We start from the raw sequence: 19,841 nt of genomic DNA, 5'->3' as shown, positions 1-19,841 counted from the left end.
AGACTTCCTCCACACCTACAACCACCACCGCTGCCACACCGCACTCGAAGGCAAGCCACCGATCAGCCGCGTCAACAACGCTGCGAGTCAATACATCTAGCCGCTGCGGCCTCGCGGGATCGGACATGATCCGGGACGGGTCGCCACCGACCTGACCGGATGTTCGCCGACGGCGGCGAGACCCTTGCGAACCTCGCCGTGCTGCGGGCCCAGACCGAAGTGTTCGGCGTCGTCGCCTCGACACCGACGGCCTGGCGGCTGCTCGCCGACGTTGACAAGCGGGCACTGTCTTTCTGCGCTCGGCCGCGCTTCGGCTCGGGAAGTCGCCTGGCTGAAGGCCGCCGAGCCGGAAGAGCGTATCCGCCGCCCGGACGACGGGACGCATACTGCCCGGCCTTGTCCTGGACCTCGACGTCACGCTGGTGCCACTCCGAGAAGGAGGCGGCCGCACCCACCCTCAAGGGCGGTTTCGGGTTCCGCCCGCTGGTGTGCTCCCTGGCCAACACCGGCGAGGCGCTTGCGTGGCCGTAAGCGGCTGGACGACCGGGTGGCCTCACGGGATCGAAGGGAACTTCCGGGCCGGGTGGCCCCACCGGCAAGATTCATCTGGCCTGCGACGCCGCCGGTCGCCCGCTCGCTTGCTTGCTACGCCGTTGGAGCGAAGCCCCAAGCCGACGGGATTTCGGGCCCGGCCCGGAGGGGGAGACCCAGCGTTGTGACAGGTCATGTAGCAGGACATGCAATTCCGTATGAGGTACAGGGCAACGGTCCGGAGCGGGTCCTCGCACTCCACCACTGGCTCAGCGACAGGTCGAGCTTCGGCCATCTGCGGCGGTACCTGGACGGGAGCGCGTTCAGTTACGCGTTCGTGGACTGCCGTGGGTACGGCGAGGCGATGGACATCCCTGGGACGTACACGATGGAGGAGGTCGCGGCGGACGCTCTCGCCGTGAGCGACGACCTGGGCTGGGACAATTTCTCGGTGATCGGTCACTCCATGGGCGGCAAGGCGGCCCAGCTGATGTTGCTGGACGCCCCCTCGCGGGTCCGCTCGATCGTCGGCATCTCGCCGGTACCTGCGTCCGGGTTCCCGCTCGAAGGGGAGATGTGGGAGCTGTTCGCCGGAGCCGTGGAGGATTCCGGCAACCGCAGGACGATCTTTGACGTCACCACCGGCGGTCGGCACGACGATGCGTGGCTGGACGCCAGGGTGAGCGGCTCGGAACGCTCCTCGTCGGCGGCCCTGCGCTCGTACCTCGAATCTTGGACTCGCGGCTCCGACATCCACGAGCGGCTCGAGGGAAATCCGACCCCGGTGCTTGTCGTGGCTGGTGCGAACGACCCGGCGATGGGCCCTGACACCATGCGGTCCACCTGGCTGCAGTGGTATCCGAACGCTGAGCTCGAGATCTTCAACGACGCCGGCCACTTCGCCCCGGATGAGAGCCCAGAGGCTCTGGCGACAGTGGTCGAGAGATTCCTGGGCCGCTAGCCCGCTTTTCATTTGCGGCTGTGTCCGGATCTTGACCCGGAAAGCGAAAGCGCCCTCTGAACTGGGGTGATGAGGCGTGTCGAAGGTCTCTGTCCTCACAGCGGGAAGGCACTCTCTGCGTGCACACGACCGGGTCGCGTCCCAAGCTTGTCGTCTCGGCCGACGGTCGGGAGTGGTCAGCCACGCCGGATCCCGCGTGCCGGCCGATCTCGCCGACGCCACGGCCTGACCAACGCCTTCACCAACGCGCTGCACCGGTTGCGGCCGCGCGGCACCGGCCACGATGCCGGGCGTGTAGCGGTCGACCTGGCGGTGATGCTCGCCGACGGCGGCGAGGCAATCGCCGAACCTGGCCCTTCTGCGCGACCAGCGCGAGGAATTCGGCCCGGTTGCCTCCACTCCCACCGCCTGGGCGCGTCCTGGCCGACATCGACACCACCACATTCGCGGCACTGCGCAGGGCCCGCGCCGCCGCCCGGGGCGACCGCCTGGCTGCAGGCCGCCGAGACCCGGTGCGCGACACCGGTCTCCCGCGCGGGCGGACGCGACCTGCCCGGCCTAATCCTGGACCTCGACGCCACCCTCGTCACCGGCCACTCCGAGAAGGAACAGGCAGCCGCCACCCACAAACACGGCTTCGGCTTCCATCCGCTGCTGTGCTTCCTGGACAACACACCTGCGGATGGCCGCCACCTGGCCTTGGCGACATGAATTGGCGAACGCTTTCGCCTGCCTCGCGGCCCTACCGAGGCCAGCCACCCGACCAACGGCGCTGTCTCTGCTCACCCACAACCCGAGGAACCGGAGCACCCGACCCGAGCGCCGGGCCCAGGTGTGCCCACCCGCCGACAGCCATGGCCCATCACAATCAGCCCAGCTCAGCCAACTCAAGTGAAACGGGAAGGCTAGTTGTCCCACGCTCCCCGACGCCATTCCAGCGATAGGCGCGTTCCAACGCGGATCAAGTCGGCCGGCCAGTAGGAGGACGTGACTCTAGGGCGAGAGCGCTTCAGGCTTGCCTTGCTGCCGGTGGCGTTCCTGCATTCGGGCGATGACGCGTTCGCGAGCCAGCTGCTTGGCCTGTCGAAGACGAGCCTCCGCAGCGAGCAGCGGTATCCAGAGCAGCCAGCCCCACAAGCTGAAGTCCACCGCTCCGCTCCGTACCAGCGCCGCGTTGAGGCCGACTGAAAAGACGAACGTCAACGCATACGCCGCCGATCGATGAGCCAGAAGCAGGCGCAGCAGTGCGTTTCGACGCCCTTGAAGGAGCTCGACCGCTGCAGCCAGTTCGGCGGCGTGGAGGTCTTCTCCAGGATCCTGGTCGAAATCGCCGCGGGCAGCTCGTCGTAGGGCGTCAGTGACCAGGGCGCCCTGCTCCGATACTGCTGTGTGGTGCCCACGACGGCCTTCTGGATCGTCCCAATGACTGCGACCGGCCCGGCCGTTCGCGGCATCGACCCGCTGTCGTTCGACGGACCCGGCCGGTGCCAGAGTCTCGATCTGCTCCCGCAGCGCCACCGCGCGGCTCGCGCGTCCCGGGTAGTCGAAGCCGTCGGAACGAAGGCACAGCTCCAGATACGACACCAAAAGACCGAGATCATTCGGCGCGAGAGCCAAACCCCGGCGGTACGCGGTCTCAGCAGCGGAGTCATGATCGTCTTCGTCCTCGGCTGCATGTGCTCGCCCAAGCCAGCGAAGGAGAACGGGATCGGGCCCAAGTTCCTCGAGCCCGGCCTCCGCCGTGTCTCTCACAGCGGCGAATCCGCCTACCTCAAAGAGCTCGGAGCACCGCTCCAGGTATTGCTTCTGCTCCACGTTCCCCACCCCAGTCGTCCCAGCCGACACCCTCCGCGCCGCCGAAGGTGGCTGTCAACGACAGTTTGGTCACGATGACGCACGCCGACGCTGAATAATCGACGGGCAAAGACCTCCTGCCCCCCGCCCGGAACGTCGTGGTTCACCCTTTCCATTCAGTCGCGCCGGACACCGAACGGAACGGCTGTTCCCGCCGTCACCTTCAGGGCAGGAATTCGTAGAACGGACCGTCAGGCGCGAAGTTTCGAGAGCACAGCGTCACGTCCCTGCCCTTGAGGTAAGCCAGCAGCCACTCACTGAACGTCATCTCGTAGAGAGTCCAGGCCGGACTGTCGAACTCCTGGACCACGACACGCCAGGGCGACTGGCGGTTGTCGGGAATGCGAAGGAAAACCGCCTCACCCGTCGTGGCCGACGCCACCGGCACCAGTTCCCCGGGGTTCGCCCCCACCGGACTCGGCAGGAACTCCGCCATGTCCTCCTCGCGCCAGAGATCGAGATCACCCCTGATCATTGCTCCCAGATCGTGCAGAAGACGGCCGGCGGGATGCTTCAGATACAACTGCTTGTTGACCGTGATCGAACCATAGGCGTCGACGATCTCACGAAAGTCCGCAGGGAATTCGATACCGAGTTCCTGCTCCAGTGCGATCCATGGCGCCGGATTCGACCAGTTGAACCGGGGTTCGCCCAACAGGGCTGTTATCTCTGGAAGCGTTGCCACTACTAGGTCCTTCTAGCGCGTCGAGCCGATGCATGTCTTGGAGTTGACCGCAGTACAGGAGAAAGTATCCTCGCCCCCCCCGGTCACGGAGACAGGCGCCAGGTCTGGCACCGGTGCGCTCGGCGGCACCTGCTTCGCCGTGCCGTACATCGCGGTCGCGGTGTCCACCGGATCGTCGTAGAAGAAGAGGTCGTCGGGGTCTCACCCAGAAGTCGCAGATACCCGCGTCGAGCACCTGGTCGACCTGCACGCGGATCCTGCCGGCGGCAATGGAGTGGACCTGCCCGCCCGAGTCGCCCCCTCCTCCCCTGCGGCCGCCGTCACCCGCCAAGCTCACAAATCGTGGCGGTTCCCCCACCACGCCGCCCACTTCGGTGGTCGGACGGTGGCGCCTTCCGTGGCCACCGGACAGTCGAACCGCCCGGTGGCCACGGCGCGTGCTGCGGCGTGGTGGTTCAGCACCCGTACCGCCGCCGCGCCTCGGCCGCATGACGACGGAGTACGCGGCAATCAGGGTCGGATCGCGGGCAGCGTCACGCCGGCCGGGCATCCGTACGGTCGTGTCCCGGCACACGCGCCCGGACGGCCGGCCCGTGGCTGACCAGCAGCACGAGAACGGCGGCCGCGAGGATGGTCGCGCCGCCGGTCCGCAGGATCGCGTCGTAGGCCTCCTCCGGGCCGGTCTCGGGGGTGAGCGCGGCGATCGCCGACGCAGTGGCGGCGAGCGCGATCGCGCCGAGGACGACCAGAGCCGTGAGGACGACACCGGACGCTTCGCCGGCGCGGGCGGGCTCGATGATCTGCTGGGTGGCGACGCTGGAAAAGGTCCAGCCGAGGCCGAGACCGAGGGCGCACCAGGTGAGGACCGGGAGGTAGAGCCACCAGGCCCACACCAGGCTCAGGCCGATCATGCCCGAGCCGGCGACAGCTCCGGCGAGAGCCATGACGGTGGTGGGACGCATCCGGGACGAGAGCCAGGCGCCGAGTGGGCCGGCGCAGGCCACCATGAGCGCCGGGGCGAGGAAGACGGTCCCGGCGAACAGGGCGGACAGGCCGCGCACCTGCTGGAGCTGCAGGGTGGCGAGGAAGACGGTGACGGCGTAGCCCATGTTGCAGACCGATCCCATGACCGTGATCAGGTCGAAGGGGATGTTGCGGAAGAGCCGCAAGTCGACCAGCGGGTGGCGGCAGGTGCGCTCGCGCAGCACGAAGAGGGCGCCACTCACGACGGCGACGACGAGCAGGGTAAGGGTGCGCGCGTGGTCCCAGCCCCAGGCGCTGCCACGTTCGACGGTGATCGTCAGCGCGGCCAGGCAGGTCACGACGGCCAGGCACCCGGGCAGGTCGACCTGGCGAGGAGCGGTCTCGTCGCGGGAGTCGGGGACGTACCACAGGGCGATCAGCAGGGCGATCGCGCTCAGAGGTGCCAGCAGCCAGAAGATCCACCTCCAGCCGGGACCGTCGGTGAAACCTCCGCCGACGAACGGCCCGGCGGCGGTGCCCACGTTGGCGACGGCGAACACCGCGCCGAGCGCACGGGCCCGGGTCGCCTCGGGAAAGGCGTTGGTGATCACGGCGACGGAGACCGGAAAGACGAGCGCCGCGCCGACACCCTGCACGACACGGGCCGCGACGAGGACGCCCAGGGTGGGGGCGAGGGCGCAGCCCACGGACGCCGCGCCGAACAGGCCGATGCCGCCGAGCAGCACCGGTCGGCGGCCGAGGAGGTCGCCCAGCCGGCCCCCCACCACGAAGAGGCAGCCGATGGCGAGCATGTAGGCGGACAAGGCCCACTGGGCGGCGGAGATGGTCACGTGCAGTTCTTCGGCGACACCGGGGATGGCCAGGTTCAGCGCGAAGAAGTCGACCTGGATGCAGAACAGGGCGATCGAGACCGCGGTGAAGGCCCCGGCCCGCTTCTTCGAGGCTGCCGGCGGAGCATCCGTGGTCGTCGCGTTCATCCCCCCAGCAGATCTGCGGTGCGGACGGCCCGCCAGCCGGGCCGGTCCAGGTGGCGGACCGGTCCGGGGCACGGGCCCGGCCCAGGTTGGCAGGCTTGCCTGCCGGGCCTTGTGCCTCCTGTCTCGTGCCTCCTGTCTCGTGCCTCTGGCTTGCCGGTGCCGGCCGCTGCGACCCCGCCGCCCTGGCGGGTCAGGCGTCCAGGGGCTGCCAAGCCGGGCCGTCTCCGCCCTGCCGGACGTGTCCGAACACCACGTCGGCGAAGTGGACGCCGAAGCCGATCGTGCCGGGCTCCCCCAACTCGGCCACGAGGCGGCGGCGGTGGTCGGCGGTCCGGGCGGGGTCGTGGTCGAAGGCCGAGGACCAGTCGGGGTGATCGATCTGGATCGGTGAATGCACCGCGTCACCGAAGGCGATCAGACGCCGTCCGCCCCCGGTGATGACGTACTCGGCGTGCCCGACGGTGTGGCCGGGGGTGATCCGCACGCGCACTCCGGGGAAGATCTCCTGCCCGTCCGTGATCGTTCGTACGCGCGCCGCGAGGGCCGCGACGTGCTCGGTCATGCCCTGGGCCTCCAGGAGGTCGCGCCGGTCCCACTCGGCCTGGGAGATCAGGTACTCGCCATGGGCGAACACGGGCTGGTCACCGCCGGGGGCGGGATGGCAGGCCCAGCCGAGGTGGTCGGCGTGGAGGTGGGTGAAGGCCACCGCTTCGATGTCCTCGGGACCGCGGCCGAGTTCGGCCAGGCTGTGCGCGAGCGCACCTCCGTGGATCACGCCGATGGGGCCGTCCGGAGCCTCCAGCCTCTGCGGGCCGAAGCCCGCGTCGATCAGCAGCGCGCGGTCACCGTGCTCCACCAGCAGACCGCCGACGCTCCCGACGAGGTGGCCCGTGGCGTCCAGGTATTCGGGGTGCGCGGCCCACACCTCGTCGGTGGTGTCCGGGAGCACTTGCAGCGGCCGGAGCCGCACATCGCCGTCCGGCACGTACGACACCTTCGTATCGCCCAGCCGTATCGAGCGGATTCCCGCCGGCCGGCGCAGTCGTCCGCCCTGATCCACCGTCAAGTCAGCCATGTGTTCACTCCTGTGAGTCGTGCTCAGGTCGCGCCGCGGATCCCGCGGCGGCGAGCCCACCATAAGCATCAAGTTCGAATCATTCAAGCTGTAAATGTTTCTGCTTGAGGGACTTGCTAGAGTGGTGGCATGACGACGTCCCCTCAGGCGCAGGCCATCGCCGAGCGACAGCTGTGCAGCCTGGTGAACGGACTGGCCCAGCGGATCGCCGAGCACGTGCGGGAGTGTGCCGCCACCCTGGGCCTCACCGCGCCCCAGGCGACCGCGCTGCGGGAGATGAGCGGGCCGATGACCATGCGGGAGCTCGCCGAGCGCATGAGCTGCGAGCCCTCCAACACCACCTTCGTCGTCGACAAGCTGGAGAAGCAGACCCTGATCGAGCGCCACCCGCACCCCACGGACCGCCGCGCCAAGCACCTCGTCCTCACCCCCGAGGGCACCGCACTGCGCGAACGTCTCCTCGAACTCCTCGCCGTGGACGCCCCGCTGTCCGGCCTCACCCCGCAGGAGCAGCGCGTCCTTCACAGCCTGCTGGAGCAGGCCGTGACCCGTCCGTGAGACGCGTCCGCGCGGCAACCGGATACAGCCGTGAGCGCGGGGGCGTCGCCGCCCGGGGGCCCATCGTCGGGCCGCCCGCCAGGACCGCGCTCGCGGCCGCGGCGGTGAGTGCCTGACGGCTCCGTGCAGCACGGCGACCGTTCTGGGCCAGCGGCCGCTGATGTTCCGGGACCCGAGGCGTGTCCATCCGCGTCGTCGCCGATGCCTCGAAGCAGCGGATCGGGCTCCGTGGTTGCCTCCCGTCCTCTGCCTGTTGTTGAGTCCTCTTCGATAGGCGCGGCACGGTCGTGGTATTCCCGAGGATGCGCCCGTACACCGTCGGCCTCGGCACGCCGAACATGTCGCGATCTGCTGGACGGTCCTCTCCCGCTCTACGTAGGGCCGTTGGGCGAGTGCGGCCTGGTCAGCGGTGAGCTCCGGCCGGTGCCTGCCGACCCGAACGCGGGCTCGTGTGGAGGTGGGTGAGGACGTCGCGTGCCGAGCCCACACCTGCGAAGTGATCTGCCTCACAAGCTGTCACAGCGACCAGTCGCGCGGTGTCTTGAGGCCGAACCCCTTGAGACAGAGGAGACAGCATGACCGAGACGATCGAGACGGTCGTGATCGGCAGCGGATACGCAGGTGTCAGTTCACGTCAGCGATCGGGGTGCCGTTCCACTCAACTCACCGGGAGGACAGGGCTGCGCCTGGCCCGTGTCACCGCCCTCGACCCCGAGCGCCAGGTCGTCGCCGTGGCCGGCGCCGAGGGCGCCGAGGACCTCGGCTACGACACGCTTCTCTACGCGCTCGGTAGCCACGGTGACGGCCGGAGCGTCCCCGGTGTGGCTGAGCACGCCTTCGATGTCGCCGCCCGGCCCTCGGCGCTGCGCCTGCGCGAGCGTCTGGACGGCCTGCGGGAAGGCGGGAGTGTGGTGGTCGTCGGCGAGGGGTTGACCGGCATCGAGACCGCAACCGAGATCGCCGAATCCCGGCCCGGGCTGTCGGTGGCGCTGGTCGCGCGCGGAGAGCTGGGCGCCCCGCTCTCCACCGGACCCCGCAGCCACCTGCGCCACGCCTGCGACCGGCTGGGCATCGCCGTCCAGCACACCAGCGTCGAAGCCGTCGCAGCGACGCGGGTGTTGTGCGCCGACGGCACGGCCCTGGCGTCCGGCGCAGCCGTATGGACGGCCGGGTTCGCGGTCAGCCCCATCGCCGCCGCCGGCGGGCTGGAGGTCACCGAGAACGGTCGGATCGTCGTCGACCGCACTGTGCGGTCGGTCTCGCACCCGAACGTCTACGCCGCCGGCGGCAGCGTCTATGCCATCGGCGCCAACGGCCGGCCGCTGCCGATGTCCTGCGCTTCGGCCGGTTACACCGGCATGCAGGCCACGGCCGCGATCGTGGGACGCCTGACCGGCCGCCAGATCCCGCACACGAAGCTGGTCTACCCGGGCAACCACTTCAGCCTCGGGCGGCGGGACGGGATCCTGCAGATGGTCAACCACGAAGGACAGGCAAAGCCGACGTACATGGGCGGCCGGAAAGCCGCGCGGATCAAGGCGGGCATCCTCAAGATGCCGCTGTGGACCACCTCGCACCCGGCCTTCGGCCTGCCCAAACGCAAGCGCCGCCTGGCCGCCGCGCCGGATCTGTCCGTCGAGGAGATGGTCCGACCCCTGGAAAACGGAGGAGTCACCCATGGCTGAGAACCCCGATTTCGTCGTGCACACCTGCCCCGATGGGCGAGCACCGCCTGCAACCGCCGCAGGCCACGCGCGGGGCATCGGCCATCGCGGGCGGGCATTCTGACCACGCATTCGAAGGAGAGAAACCGAAAGATGACCGACCACACCACCGCCCAGACGGCGACCGACACCTTCGTCGCCCACCGCAACCTGCTGTTCACCGTCGCCTACGAGATGCTCGGCTCGGCGGCCGACGCCGAAGACGTCCTCCAGGAGACCTGGCTACGCTGGGTCAAGGCCGACCTGGGACAGGTGAGCGACCAGCGGGCGTACCTCGTGCGGATCACGACCCGTCAGGCGCTCAACCGGCTGCGCACCATGAAGCGCCGCAGGGAGGCGTACGTCGGCCAGTGGCTGCCCGAGCCGCTGCTCACCACGCCGGACGTGGCCGAGGACATCGAACTCGCCGAGAGTATGTCGATCGCGATGATGCTCGTCCTGGAAAGTCTTTCCCCCACCGAGCGGGCGGTGTTCGTGCTGCGCGAGGTCTTCGAGGTCGACTACGACGAGATCGCCGAGGCCGTCGGCAAGACCCCGGCGGCCGTACGGCAGATCGCGCACCGCGCCCGTGGGCACGTCGACGCCCGCCGGCCCCGCCGGACGGCCTCTCCGAATGAGACCCGGGCGGCACTGGAGTCCTTCCAGCGCGCCCTCGAGACCGGGAACCCGCAGGACCTCCTCGACGTTCTCGCCCCCGATGTCGTTCTGCTCAGCGACGGCGGCGGCGTCAAACGCGCCGCGCTCAGGCCCGTCATCGGCGCCGAGAAGATCGTCCGCTTCTACCTCGGCGGCTCCGCCAAGATCGAGGCCACGATCACCTGCGAGCCCACCGTGGTCAACGGCAGCCCAGGACTCGCCGTATACATGGGCGGCGAGTTCGACAGCGTCATGGCCGTCCGTGTCGAGGACGCCCGCATCACCGGCCTCTACTTCGTACGCAACCCCGAGAAGCTGACCCGCGTCACGTCCGAGACCCCGCTCACCCTGCGCTGACGCCAACGCCTCGGAAACACCCGCCCATTGCCGCACACCACAAGAGGGACCACACCATGACCAGACAGATGACGGCCGCCGCGCCGCGCGGCCTCCCCTTCCTCAGGACCGCGATAGCCCTGCAGACCCTGACCCTCTTCTTCCAGGCGGTCACTGCGGGAATGCTGCTGACCTCGTCCCACGGCTATCTGATGCACGACGTCGGATCGAAGGTGATGTACGCGGCCGCCATGCTGTACGTGCTCGCCGCGATCCTGGCCTGGCGCCCGGGTGGCGGATCACCCCGCCCCGTCCTGTACGCCACCGGCTTCCTCCTCCTCGCCTCGGCGCAGGTCGCGCTGGGCGTCGCGCACGTTCCCTCGTTCCATGTCCCCTTGGGTGTGGTTATGTTCGCCCTCAGCACCCTGGCCCTGGTCCAGACACTGTCTCCGCGCTTGCCGCTGCGTCCCGCTGCCACGTCGTAGCCGCCGTCTGTGAACCGCCGTGGATGGCGATCTCGACGGCGAGCCAACGGCCACGAGAGCCGTCTCGGCAACGGCCGGCCGGGCGCCCCGATGCCCGGTGTGACTCCGGACCGTCATCGTCGGCGTCGCTCTGCGGCAGCGATCGAGTCGCAATTCGCAGCCGTGCCCGGGCCCATGGAGCCCGAGATTACCTAGACGCACGAACGTTCCTCGAGGCCGGCGCAGTGCTGCCGCAGATCGGCGTACTGCTTCTTGAGGGCTTCGTGCTCGCTGAATCCCTTGTCGAATGCCTCGGGCGTGCTCCTTTTGGGCTTTCACCCGGACTTGGAAGAGGGACGGCGCTCGCCGATCAGCCGGGGGCCGTTTCATGGCCCCCGGAAACGGGCCCCTTCGGCATGCCGGGGTCGCCTGCCCTCGGAGTCCGACGGAATTCATCGACTGCGTATGGCGGCCGGTGCCAGGATGCCGGTATGACGATCATCATCAAGGGGGCCAACACCCCGCTGCCCGGAGGTCCGTTCCGCATCACCGTGGCCCGCGAGGCCCGGCCGGGTACCCCCCTGGTGGCCGCCACGGCGGTGCTGCTGGACGCGGCGGGCCGGGTCCGCGGTGAAGCCGACGTGGTCCGGGGGGACCGGCCCTCGCACCCCTCGGGCTCCGTACGGCACCTGGGCGCAGGGGCGGAGGGCGGGCTCCTGGTCCAGCGGCTGGAGGTGGACGAGGAGGCGGTGGAACCCGCCGTACAACGGGTGCTGATCGCCGTCCTCACAGCGGGCGGGACGTTCGGCGCGGTCGCCGGGCTGTCCGTGGAGGTGGCCGGCGGCGAGGGCCCGCCGGTGGCGCGGTACGAGGTCACGGACGCCGGCGGGGAGACCGCGCTGGTGCTCGGCGAGTGCTACCGCCGCAACGGGGCCTGGCGCTTCCGCGCCGTGGGCCAGGGCTACAGCGCCGGACCGGCCGCGCTCGCCGCCGACTACGGCATACCCGCGGAGGCCCTTCCTGCCGCGCCGGTGCCGGGCCCGGCGATGACCGAGGTCCACAAGGAGTCCGCCCCGCCCCCCGCCCTGACCACGGGCAAAACCGTCATGGGTGGGGCCCCGGCGGCGGCCGGCCCCGGCCAGGCGCCGGCCGGGGCCCGCCAGGACGCAGGCGGGAGCCCGGCCGCGAGCCCCGCACCGGCCGTGGCGCGGGGCGTGCCGGCGAGCGGGGCCCAAGTCGCAGCGCAGGCCGCGTCCCTGGCGGCCTCCCTGGCGAAGGTGCTGGGCCCGGCGGCCGGGTCGGAGCAGGGGTCGGCGCCCGTCCCCGCGGGCGAGGTGTTCCACGAGGTGCACGGCGAAGGAGACCAGGTCCTCTCCTTCGGCCGGCCGGCCCCGAAGGGCCCGCTGATCATCGAGATGTCGGCGGCCGGCGGCGGCCGCTTCACCGTCGCCACCCTCGACCGCGAGGACGCGCAGGACCAGGTCCTCCTCGACACCACCGCCCCGGTCCGAGAGGCCCGGGTCCTGGCCGTCCGCGGCAAGCGCGCCCTGCGGTTGCGCGTCGAGACGTCGGGCGCCTGGACCCTGCGGGTGCTGTCGCTCGGTGCCGCGCGCCCGCTGGACGGCACCGTCTCCGGCACCGGCCCGGACGTACTCCTGCACGACGGCCCGGCCGCCGACCTGATCCTGAGCCACCACGGACCGCGCTCCGCCCGCTTCGAGGCGGCCACGGCCCGGCTCGACGGTGTGGAGCCGGCGCAGCGGAAGCCGCTGGCCGACGACGACGGCCGGGTCGAGGCCACCCACCCGGTCCCGGCCGGGCCGCTGCTGGTGCTCGTGTCGGCGGTGGCCGGCTGGACCGCCGGGCTGACGCCCGCGCCGGGACACCACCGCACGCCGCAAGAGGCCGAGCGGGCCCGCGCCCGGTCCCTGGCCACCGGCGTCTACGAGGGGCGCGGCACGCTGGAGCTGACCGTGGTGAACCCGGAGCCCGGCCGGCCGGCGGTGGTGGAGTTCGAGCGGACCAGGGTGCCCAAGCGGCACAGCTGGTTCTGGATCTGGCGGCTCGACGAGAAGGGCGAGGTGGACCAGCTGAGCATCTACTCCACCACCAGGGACGCGCGGGGGCAGCTGTTGGCGTTCGCCAAGGGTGAGCCCGAGGTGCGGGTGAGGGTCGAGGGCTCCGGCGACTGGCGGCTCCGGGTCCGCCCGCTCGACACGGTGGAGGCTCTGGGCAAGTGCGCCGAGGGGCGGGGGCAGGCCGTCCTGCGCTATGCGGGCCCGCCCGCCCTGATCCGGGCCACGTGCGACGGCTCCGAGGACATCATCAGCTATGTACACACCGTCCAGCCGGACGGCACGAGTGACAGGGTCGGACGGATCGGCAGCCGGCTGCCGATGACCGGCCCGCTCGCCGTCGGGCCCAAGGGCTGGTGCCACGTGGTCGTGAAGCTGGACCACGCGGCCTCCTGGAAGCTGGAGGTACTCCCCTTGGACGACGTCCGCGAGCTGAAGCGGAAGCTGTCCGGCCACGGCTGGGAGCTGGTGGAGATGACCGGCTCCGCAGCGAAGGTGGAGGTACGGGTCGACCCCGGGGCCGAGTCCGAGGGAATAGTGCTGGCCACCATGGACGCGTACCTGCGCCCCGAGCAGCAGCTGTGCCGGGAGCCCGGGGTCTACCTGGTCCCGCCCGGCCTGATCGGGGTCCGCACCTCCGAGAAATGGAGCCTGAAGGTTCGCCGCTGACCGGCCCCTTCAGGCCCGGAGAGCGGAAGTAGCGACCACCAGCCTGGCGTGATCGGAGAAGGCCCGTTCGGTCACGTGATCAGCTGTGTCGCTCGCCTTGACCGCATCACGGCGGAACCACAGCCTCCGCCCCGGGCAGGAATGCGTCAGGAATCGCCTCCCTCTGCGGGCGGGGAGCCTAAGTCAACTGGCGTCCTCGCGCGTTGCCGGGGGCGCACCCGGGCAGCACTGAGGCTCTGAAGGGTCACATGGCCTGGCTCTCAGCCGGTAGATGTCCTTGCAGGCACCCCAGGCCATGCGATGCAGTAAGCCATAAAATATCGCGGAAGTGGATACCTTCGATTGGTACAGGAAGTTCTGACTGTGCCGTCGCGCTTGCGGAAACCAGGCAGTCAGAGGATGAGCCAACTTCGCCTTCGGAGCCATGACCGCTTCCCTCTCTCACGTTCTTCTCTGAGCGACCGTCGCGGCGCGAGGGCTGGGTACACGTCCGCCGGGGAGAACAGCGTTCCGGTTCCGTCGGGCGGGACGAGCCAGGACAGGCCCGGCACGTTCCGGCCGGGGTCGGGTACGGCCAGCCAGGTGCCGAGTGTCAGATAGCGAGCTGCCCCCACCAGTCTCATGGCAGGGCTCCCCGGAGCCATCAGCAGCACGAGCTCCTGACGCCTGCTGTCGCAGAGCACCGGGCCGGTGGCCAAAAGCCCTGACCGCGCGACACCATCCAGGAGACTGCGCCCCAGTGTGTCCGGCACCGCCACCGCATCCCAGAGCCGGCCCACCGGCAAGAGCACCACGCCCCGTTCGCCCAGTCTCCACTCGCGCAGACACGCGATCGGGTCATCGCAGACAGAGGCCAGCCACCGAGCCGAGCGCAAAGAGTAATTTTTTTTCATTCCCCTACCCCATCCCGTGACCAGTCGGTGAAGAGGCCGACTATCCCGGACCAATAGCGGTATGGGCAGGGAGGCGGAGAGTGGCGGATTCAGCCCGCCAATTCTTACGATCTGTCAGGCGTTGCCAGAACCTGGAACGGGATGAGTTCTCCGCCATGGAGGCAGCCACTTCGGCCGCCCTTGCCGCGGCCGCTGGAGCGGCACCATTCCCCGTCCCGGTGAACCGACTTGCCGCCAGAAGACGCCAATATCTCGAGACGGCTGCCGGACCCGGCTCCTCAGATCGAGAGCCTGCCGCCCCGCCTCAACGCTGCCGACGCCTCGATCCGGGACGAGGAAAAGCAACCGGGTGCCCCTATGAGGATCCGCCTCGGGTCCTGCCCCGGTCATGGTGTGCGGTTGATCCACCGCTGGAGTGCTACGTGGGTGATGTCGTCCAGCGTGCACAGGGCCTCGATGGCGTGGAGGTCGCCCGGCAGTGGTGCGATCCCCGCCGTGGTGAGGGCCGCGTGCAGCTCGAGGCGGCGACGGTCCGCCGGCTCCAGAGCAGTCAGCAGACGGCTGGAAAACTCCGGTGCGGGCAGCAGGTAGTCGCCGGATTCCTCAAGGCCTTGGGCAGCCTGGGTCTCGCCGAGGCAGCCGTCCATGAAGAACACGGCGGGAAAGCGGTAAGGGTCGAGATCCAGCAGCGCGGTCGTGCCCGTGGTGAAACCCTGCAACCCGGCCATGAATGCCTCCTCTGTTGTCGTGCAACTGGAGAAGAAGAGCGCACAGGCACCAAGGGCAGTTGCGGTGCGCGGCCTTTACCACCCAAATGCCTCCTATCCCATCTCGTCACAAAAGAGATGAACCGATGCGCGACGCCATCGAGGGGTTCGCGGCTTCCACAGGCGGCGGGTGAACTCCCCCTGGCCACCTCCGGCCTGAGCTCGCGGCCGGCTGCGGACTTCAACCGTTCGTCCGGTCAGTCGCGGTGGAACAGGTCTCGATCCCCTGACCGATGCCTACCTCTGGGCGCGGGCCCCTCTCCCCCGGGGATCTCCCGTCCCTCCAGAAGCCACTGCCGCTCAATCGCGTCGTAGATCGGCGAATCCGAAACCCGCCCACCGCCCGCCCTCCTATCGGCGAAACTCCTCTGCGCTGGAACGGTTCTCGGGTCCATGACCAGCCCAACGAGCCTATGCCGGACACCGTGGCGGGCCGTGATCCACCCGTCACCACCGCCCCCATTCTCACCGCGCATCTGCGCGGCCCTCGCCGGAGCGGCGGCCCATACGGACGGGGTTTTCGCGTTGTGCTCGAGGCCGGGGAGGTCCGGCCGGGCGCGACGGTCGGCTCGCTGGAGTTCGTGTCGGCGTTCGTCAACGCCCGTCAAGTGGCTGAGTTACGGCTCGTTGCTCCGGATAGGTGCAGCTTTCGCGCAATCGTGCGCGTTTTGGGCAGGCTCCGGACGCCGGACTCCAAAATGCGATCAAGGAAACTGCCGCCACGGTTTGCGGGCGGTGCAAGGGGAATGGATTCGGAGGTACACCGCCGATGGCGGCGAATGGAAACCCCACCGTCAGGAGACGCCGCTTGGGAGCGGAACTTCGCCGGCTTCGTCGGGCCAGTGGTCTGACGGGTACGCAGGTGGCGACGGCTCTGTTGGTTTCCCAGGCCAAGATCAGCCACATGGAGACCGGCCGCCGTCCCGTCAGCGCCCGCGACATCCGCGACCTGTGCGAGGTCTACGGGGTCACCGACGAGCGGCTCGTCAACTCCCTCAGGAAGATGGCCAGGGAATCGAGCCAGCAGGGGTGGTGGAACGTCTACGGCGATGTTCCGTACAGCGTCTACGTCGGTCTGGAAGCAGAAGCCGCCTCGATCCACTCCTTCGATCCCCTGGTCATTCCGGGGCTGATGCAGACTCCCGCCTATGCCCGTGCGGTCATCGAGGAAACGATCCCTCCCGCCACTGCCGAGCAGGCCGCCACCCGACTCGAGGTACGGATGGGCCGCCAGCACCGGGCCAACCATCCCGCCCGCACGCTGCGCCTGTGGGTCGTGCTGGACGAATCAGCGCTGCGGCGGGTCGTCGGCAGCCCCGAGATCATGCGCGAACAGCTGGAGCACTTGCGCTGCCTCAGTACCCAGGCGCACATCACCGTGCAAGTGCTCCCCCACGAGGTGGGACACCCGGGCATTCTGGGACAGTTCTCGATCCTTCACGTCGCCGACGCCTCTGACACGGGTGTGGTGTACCTGGAGAGATTGACCAGCGATGTGTACCTGGAGAAACGATCCGACGTGGACCCCTACCGCGTGATGTACGCACATCTGCAGGCCCAGGCCCTCAGCCCGGACCATACCCGGCAGTTACTCGTCGACATCACGAAGACCTACACCGGCAGGTAGACCCGGTACGGCACCCTTTCTCAGTCATGCCCCTTCGGCCGCCGTCTCCGGCACGCAGCCCGGCATGCCCTCGACGGGCGGTCCGGGCTGCGCGGGTACGAGTGCGGGTTCCGGCGCTGACACGTCCCTGCGAACCGTGACGCCGGCGCGCCGCGCGGCGTGTCGCCACACCCGTCCCAGAGCGCAAAAGCGATCGGGAAGGAACACGGCGTCCGCGACGATCACCGCGGCGGAGAAGAGCGGGAGTCCCATGAGCACCGCGATCCCCACGTGCATGCTCAGCAGCATGTACAACGGGGTACTTGAGCCTGCCGAACAGGACGAACGGGAAAGCGACCTGCAGCAGTACCGTGAGGCAGCCGGCGGCGGCGACCAGCACGTCATGGATTGTCCGCCATGTGCGACAGCGCGGGCCAGGGCTGGAACAGTTCCAGGGTGAGGACGTAGTGCAGGGCCGTCCCGTTGCCCCAGGTGCCGCCCTGCACCTTGTACAGCCCCGCGCATCCGTAGAGGAAGCAGACCTGGGCAGCGATGCCGAACATGCCGCAGTTGTGCAGAGCGGTGATCACGGCCAGTCGCGCGTCGCGCAGCCGGGCCCGGAGCGCGGCCGTGGCCGGCACCAGCGGAGGGGGCCGCCGGATGGTCGGCGGTGCGGTGCCGCGCGGGGGATCAGCAGCGGGGTCGCCAGCAGGAGCACACCGGCCAGGCCGACGGCCGTACGCAAGCCGAGCAGGCCGCCCAGCACGCCCCAGACGGCCGTCAGGAGCGCGGTCGAGGCCTTGGTCGTCACCGCCCAGGCGGACAGAGTGCGGGTGACCCGGTCGGTTGCGGTGCGTTCGAGGCGGTAGGTGGTGTAGACGGGGTTGAAGACGCCGCAGCAGAAGATGAGTCCGAGCTCGACGCCGATCACCAACAGCAGCCCTCCGGTGCCCGGCCCCAGGAAGGCCAGGCCGACGGGCCAGATCGCGCGCAGCGTCCCGGCCACGACGAGGACCCGGCGTTGTCCGAACCGGGTGACGAGCGGTCGGGCCAGCCGCGAGCCGAGCAGTCCGCCGATCGAGGGAACGGCGAAGGCGAGGCCGTACTGCCACGGTGCGAACCCGAGCCGGCCGAGCATCAGGACGGCCAGCAGTGGCTGGACGGCCATCACCAGGCCGTTGAACAAGGCGGTGTTGAAGAACAGCGGTCGCAGCGTCGCGTCGGCGAGGATGTACCGCCAACCGTCGAGCAGGTCCCCGGCCCGCACGCGCGCGGCCTTCCGGTGCTCGGGCCGCGGCTCGTGCCCGCCCATCGCGCGGATACCCAGGGCGGAGAGCAGATAGCTGACCGCGTCGGCCACCACCATCGCCACCGGACCGAGGAGCCCGATCGCCGCGCCGCCCAGCGGCGGACCGACGATCGTGGTCGTCCAGGCCGTGGATTCGAACCGGGCGTTGGCGACGAGCAGGTCCTCGGCCCGCAGCAGCGTCTTCAGGTACGCGCCGGAGGCGGCGCGGAAGGTGATGTCGGCCGCCGCGACGACGACCGAGACCAACAGGAGCTGAAGGAAGGTCAGCACGCCGAGCGCGAACGCGGCCGGGATCGTCAGCAGCGCCGCGAACCGCACCAGATCCATCGCGATCAGCACCGGCCGCTTGCGGCGGAACTCCACCCACGGGCCGAGCGGCACCGCCACGGCCGCGCCCACCGCAGCCCCCACGGAGGAGAGCGCGGCGACCTCGGCCGGTCCGGCGTGCAGCACCCGGATGGCGATCAGCGGGAACGCGCCGAAGGCGAGCCAGGTGCCGAGCGCGCTGGTTCCGTACGCTCCCCAGAGCCAACCGAAACGGCGCCCCAGCCGACGTCCGAGCAGATGTCCCAGCCGGCGCCCGCTCCTCATGCCCGCCCACCCTTCGCCACTCAACCGCACAACCGATCCGCGTTCGGAAACATCAAAGCGAGCACCCCACCCGGGGATCAAACAACCGTGTGACCCTATGGGTACAACCAACGGTTGTGCCCATAGGGTGTCGGGATGGACCTCGACACCGTCCGCACCTTCGTCGCCGCCGCCGATGCCGGTCAGTTCCAGGAGGCTGCCGCCCAGCTGGCGGTCACCCAGCAGGCTGTCTCCAAGCGCATCGCCGCGCTGGAGCGCAACCTCGGCGTGCGGCTGTTCATCCGCACCGCGCGCGGCGCCGAGCTCACCATCGACGGGCAGGCGTTCCTGCCCCACGCGCGCGAGCTGCTGCGCGTCGCCGAGCGCGCCGTCGCGTCCGTGCGCCCCGGCCACCGTCCACTACGCGTCGACGTGATCGCCTCGCGCGTTGCGCCGTCGGGCCTGATGCGCCGCTTCCACCGCGCGCACCCCGAGATCGACCTCGACGTGGTGATGCTGATCGACATCGAGACGGCCGTCACCGCCATCCGGTCCGGTGAGATCGACGCGTCCTTCCGCGCCGTCGCCGCGCCCGGCCGACCCCTTCCCGAGGACATTGAGTCCGTCCGGGTACTCGACGAGCCGCTCCAACTCCTCACCGGCCCCGCCCACGCGGTTGCGGGCGCCAAGTCGGTGACCGTCGCTCAACTCGCCGGGCACCGGATCTGGATGCCCGGCATCGTCCCCGGTACCGAGTGGGCCGCCTACTACGACGACCTCGTCGCCGAGTTCGAACTCACCATTGAGGCGACCGGCCCCAACTTCGGCTCGGACGCACTCCTCGACACCATCGCCGACACCCCGGCCCTGGCCACCTTCATGGGCGAGCACACCCGACTCGTCTGGCCCGCCGACCACGGTCTGCGCCGAATCCCGGTGACCGACCCGACACCCGTCTACCCGCACTCGCTCCTCTGGCACCGTGACAACCCCCACCCGGCGCTGGCCACCCTCCGCGCCCACCTCACCGCCACAGCGGCCGGCCACCACACCGCCGGGACCTGGGCACCGGGCTGGGTGATTCCGCGCTGAACGCCGCCGATCATGATGGCCGGACGACGGACCGTGGCTCGGGCTGGAGGGGTCCCGAGGCCCGTCGGACAGCCT

The 19,841-nt window shown here is 69.8% G+C and carries 15 protein-coding genes and 3 pseudogenes; 11 read left to right on the top strand and 7 right to left on the bottom strand.

All coding sequences use genetic code 11. From position 1 onward, the window contains the following. The 4 genes and pseudogenes from ACZ5VC_RS13485 to ACZ5VC_RS13470 form a co-directional block, all read left to right on the top strand. Window positions 1-100, top strand: a pseudogene (locus tag ACZ5VC_RS13485) (IS481 family transposase); the annotation flags it as partial. Between the two features lie 59 nt (window positions 101-159). Continuing rightward, window positions 160-531 (top strand): hypothetical protein, encoded by a 372-nt coding sequence (locus ACZ5VC_RS13480; RefSeq protein WP_469120196.1) that lies wholly within the window; start codon window positions 160-162, stop codon window positions 529-531. A gap of 184 nt (window positions 532-715) precedes the next feature. Continuing rightward, window positions 716-1,492 carry an alpha/beta fold hydrolase gene (locus ACZ5VC_RS13475; protein ID WP_469120195.1) on the top strand — a complete coding sequence of 259 codons (777 nt, stop codon included), beginning with the start codon at window positions 716-718 and terminating at the stop codon, window positions 1,490-1,492. Window positions 1,493-1,581: 89 nt separating this feature from the next. Next, window positions 1,582-2,167, top strand: a pseudogene (locus ACZ5VC_RS13470) (transposase); the annotation flags it as partial. 318 nt (window positions 2,168-2,485) lie between these two features. On the opposite strand, the gene ACZ5VC_RS13465 reads toward ACZ5VC_RS13470, so the two are convergent. From ACZ5VC_RS13465 to ACZ5VC_RS13450, 4 genes are all read right to left on the bottom strand, one after another. Next, window positions 2,486-3,307, bottom strand: coding sequence for a hypothetical protein (locus ACZ5VC_RS13465; RefSeq protein ID WP_469120194.1), 822 nt, complete (start codon window positions 3,305-3,307; stop codon window positions 2,486-2,488). A 202-nt stretch (window positions 3,308-3,509) separates the two neighbouring features. Further along, window positions 3,510-4,031: an SMI1/KNR4 family protein gene (locus ACZ5VC_RS13460; RefSeq protein WP_469120193.1), complete on the bottom strand. Its 522-nt coding sequence runs from the start codon at window positions 4,029-4,031 to the stop codon at window positions 3,510-3,512. A 533-nt stretch (window positions 4,032-4,564) separates the two neighbouring features. Beyond that, window positions 4,565-5,992: an MFS transporter gene (locus ACZ5VC_RS13455; protein WP_469120192.1), complete on the bottom strand. Its 1,428-nt coding sequence runs from the start codon at window positions 5,990-5,992 to the stop codon at window positions 4,565-4,567. A gap of 190 nt (window positions 5,993-6,182) precedes the next feature. Further along, the gene (locus tag ACZ5VC_RS13450; protein WP_469120191.1) at window positions 6,183-7,067 is read right to left on the bottom strand and encodes an MBL fold metallo-hydrolase; all 885 of its coding nucleotides are present in this window, start codon (window positions 7,065-7,067) and stop codon (window positions 6,183-6,185) included. Between the two features lie 129 nt (window positions 7,068-7,196). On the opposite strand from ACZ5VC_RS13450, the gene ACZ5VC_RS13445 reads away from it, so the two are divergent. The 5 genes from ACZ5VC_RS13445 (at window position 7,197) to ACZ5VC_RS13425 (ending at window position 13,529) form a co-directional block, all read left to right on the top strand. Next, a complete protein-coding gene (locus ACZ5VC_RS13445; RefSeq protein WP_469120190.1) occupies window positions 7,197-7,625 on the top strand; it encodes a MarR family winged helix-turn-helix transcriptional regulator in 429 nt (142 codons plus the stop codon). A 575-nt stretch (window positions 7,626-8,200) separates the two neighbouring features. Then, entirely contained in the window at window positions 8,201-9,310 is a 1,110-nt protein-coding gene (locus ACZ5VC_RS13440) for an NAD(P)/FAD-dependent oxidoreductase (RefSeq protein ID WP_469120189.1), read from the top strand. A gap of 132 nt (window positions 9,311-9,442) precedes the next feature. Continuing rightward, complete coding sequence (locus ACZ5VC_RS13435; protein ID WP_469120188.1) at window positions 9,443-10,342, top strand: RNA polymerase sigma-70 factor; 900 nt, start codon at window positions 9,443-9,445, stop codon at window positions 10,340-10,342. A gap of 56 nt (window positions 10,343-10,398) precedes the next feature. Further along, window positions 10,399-10,806: a hypothetical protein gene (locus tag ACZ5VC_RS13430; protein WP_469120187.1), complete on the top strand. Its 408-nt coding sequence runs from the start codon at window positions 10,399-10,401 to the stop codon at window positions 10,804-10,806. A 470-nt stretch (window positions 10,807-11,276) separates the two neighbouring features. Beyond that, window positions 11,277-13,529, top strand: coding sequence for a TerD family protein (locus ACZ5VC_RS13425; RefSeq protein WP_469120186.1), 2,253 nt, complete (start codon window positions 11,277-11,279; stop codon window positions 13,527-13,529). A 1,279-nt stretch (window positions 13,530-14,808) separates the two neighbouring features. Here ACZ5VC_RS13425 and ACZ5VC_RS13420 read toward each other — a convergent pair. Continuing rightward, the gene (locus tag ACZ5VC_RS13420) at window positions 14,809-15,150 is read right to left on the bottom strand and encodes a hypothetical protein (RefSeq protein WP_469120185.1); all 342 of its coding nucleotides are present in this window, start codon (window positions 15,148-15,150) and stop codon (window positions 14,809-14,811) included. Between the two features lie 808 nt (window positions 15,151-15,958). Here ACZ5VC_RS13420 and ACZ5VC_RS13415 point away from each other — a divergent pair. Further along, entirely contained in the window at window positions 15,959-16,816 is an 858-nt protein-coding gene (locus ACZ5VC_RS13415; protein WP_469120184.1) for a helix-turn-helix domain-containing protein, read from the top strand. 24 nt (window positions 16,817-16,840) lie between these two features. Here ACZ5VC_RS13415 and ACZ5VC_RS13410 read toward each other — a convergent pair. Together ACZ5VC_RS13410 and ACZ5VC_RS13405 are read right to left on the bottom strand one after the other, a co-directional pair. Further along, window positions 16,841-17,409, bottom strand: a pseudogene (locus ACZ5VC_RS13410) (HTTM domain-containing protein); the annotation flags it as partial. Next, complete coding sequence (locus ACZ5VC_RS13405; protein ID WP_469120183.1) at window positions 17,382-18,695, bottom strand: MFS transporter; 1,314 nt, start codon at window positions 18,693-18,695, stop codon at window positions 17,382-17,384. The pseudogene ACZ5VC_RS13410 and the gene ACZ5VC_RS13405, both read right to left, overlap by 28 nt. Window positions 18,696-18,830: 135 nt before the next feature. Here ACZ5VC_RS13405 and ACZ5VC_RS13400 point away from each other — a divergent pair, with 135 nt between their 5' ends. Continuing rightward, entirely contained in the window at window positions 18,831-19,766 is a 936-nt protein-coding gene (locus ACZ5VC_RS13400; protein WP_469120182.1) for a LysR family transcriptional regulator, read from the top strand. Window positions 19,767-19,841 lie beyond the last annotated feature (75 nt).

This window comes from Streptomyces sp. NPDC033174 (genome assembly GCF_055577795.1).
Note: the sequence above shows the minus strand (reverse complement) of the source record. Positions and strands in the feature narration are given on the sequence as shown.

Coding starts and splice junctions, on each gene's coding strand:
- ACZ5VC_RS13450 (WP_469120191.1), bottom strand. CDS start 7,067: ATGGCTGACTTGACGGTGGATCAGGGCGGACGACTGCGCCGGCCGGCG.
- ACZ5VC_RS13435 (WP_469120188.1), top strand. CDS start 9,443: ATGACCGACCACACCACCGCCCAGACGGCGACCGACACCTTCGTCGCC.
- ACZ5VC_RS13455 (WP_469120192.1), bottom strand. CDS start 5,992: ATGAACGCGACGACCACGGATGCTCCGCCGGCAGCCTCGAAGAAGCGG.
- ACZ5VC_RS13480 (WP_469120196.1), top strand. CDS start 160: ATGTTCGCCGACGGCGGCGAGACCCTTGCGAACCTCGCCGTGCTGCGG.
- ACZ5VC_RS13400 (WP_469120182.1), top strand. CDS start 18,831: ATGGACCTCGACACCGTCCGCACCTTCGTCGCCGCCGCCGATGCCGGT.
- ACZ5VC_RS13415 (WP_469120184.1), top strand. CDS start 15,959: ATGGCGGCGAATGGAAACCCCACCGTCAGGAGACGCCGCTTGGGAGCG.
- ACZ5VC_RS13405 (WP_469120183.1), bottom strand. CDS start 18,695: ATGAGGAGCGGGCGCCGGCTGGGACATCTGCTCGGACGTCGGCTGGGG.
- ACZ5VC_RS13440 (WP_469120189.1), top strand. CDS start 8,201: ATGACCGAGACGATCGAGACGGTCGTGATCGGCAGCGGATACGCAGGT.
- ACZ5VC_RS13425 (WP_469120186.1), top strand. CDS start 11,277: ATGACGATCATCATCAAGGGGGCCAACACCCCGCTGCCCGGAGGTCCG.
- ACZ5VC_RS13420 (WP_469120185.1), bottom strand. CDS start 15,150: ATGGCCGGGTTGCAGGGTTTCACCACGGGCACGACCGCGCTGCTGGAT.
- ACZ5VC_RS13445 (WP_469120190.1), top strand. CDS start 7,197: ATGACGACGTCCCCTCAGGCGCAGGCCATCGCCGAGCGACAGCTGTGC.
- ACZ5VC_RS13430 (WP_469120187.1), top strand. CDS start 10,399: ATGACCAGACAGATGACGGCCGCCGCGCCGCGCGGCCTCCCCTTCCTC.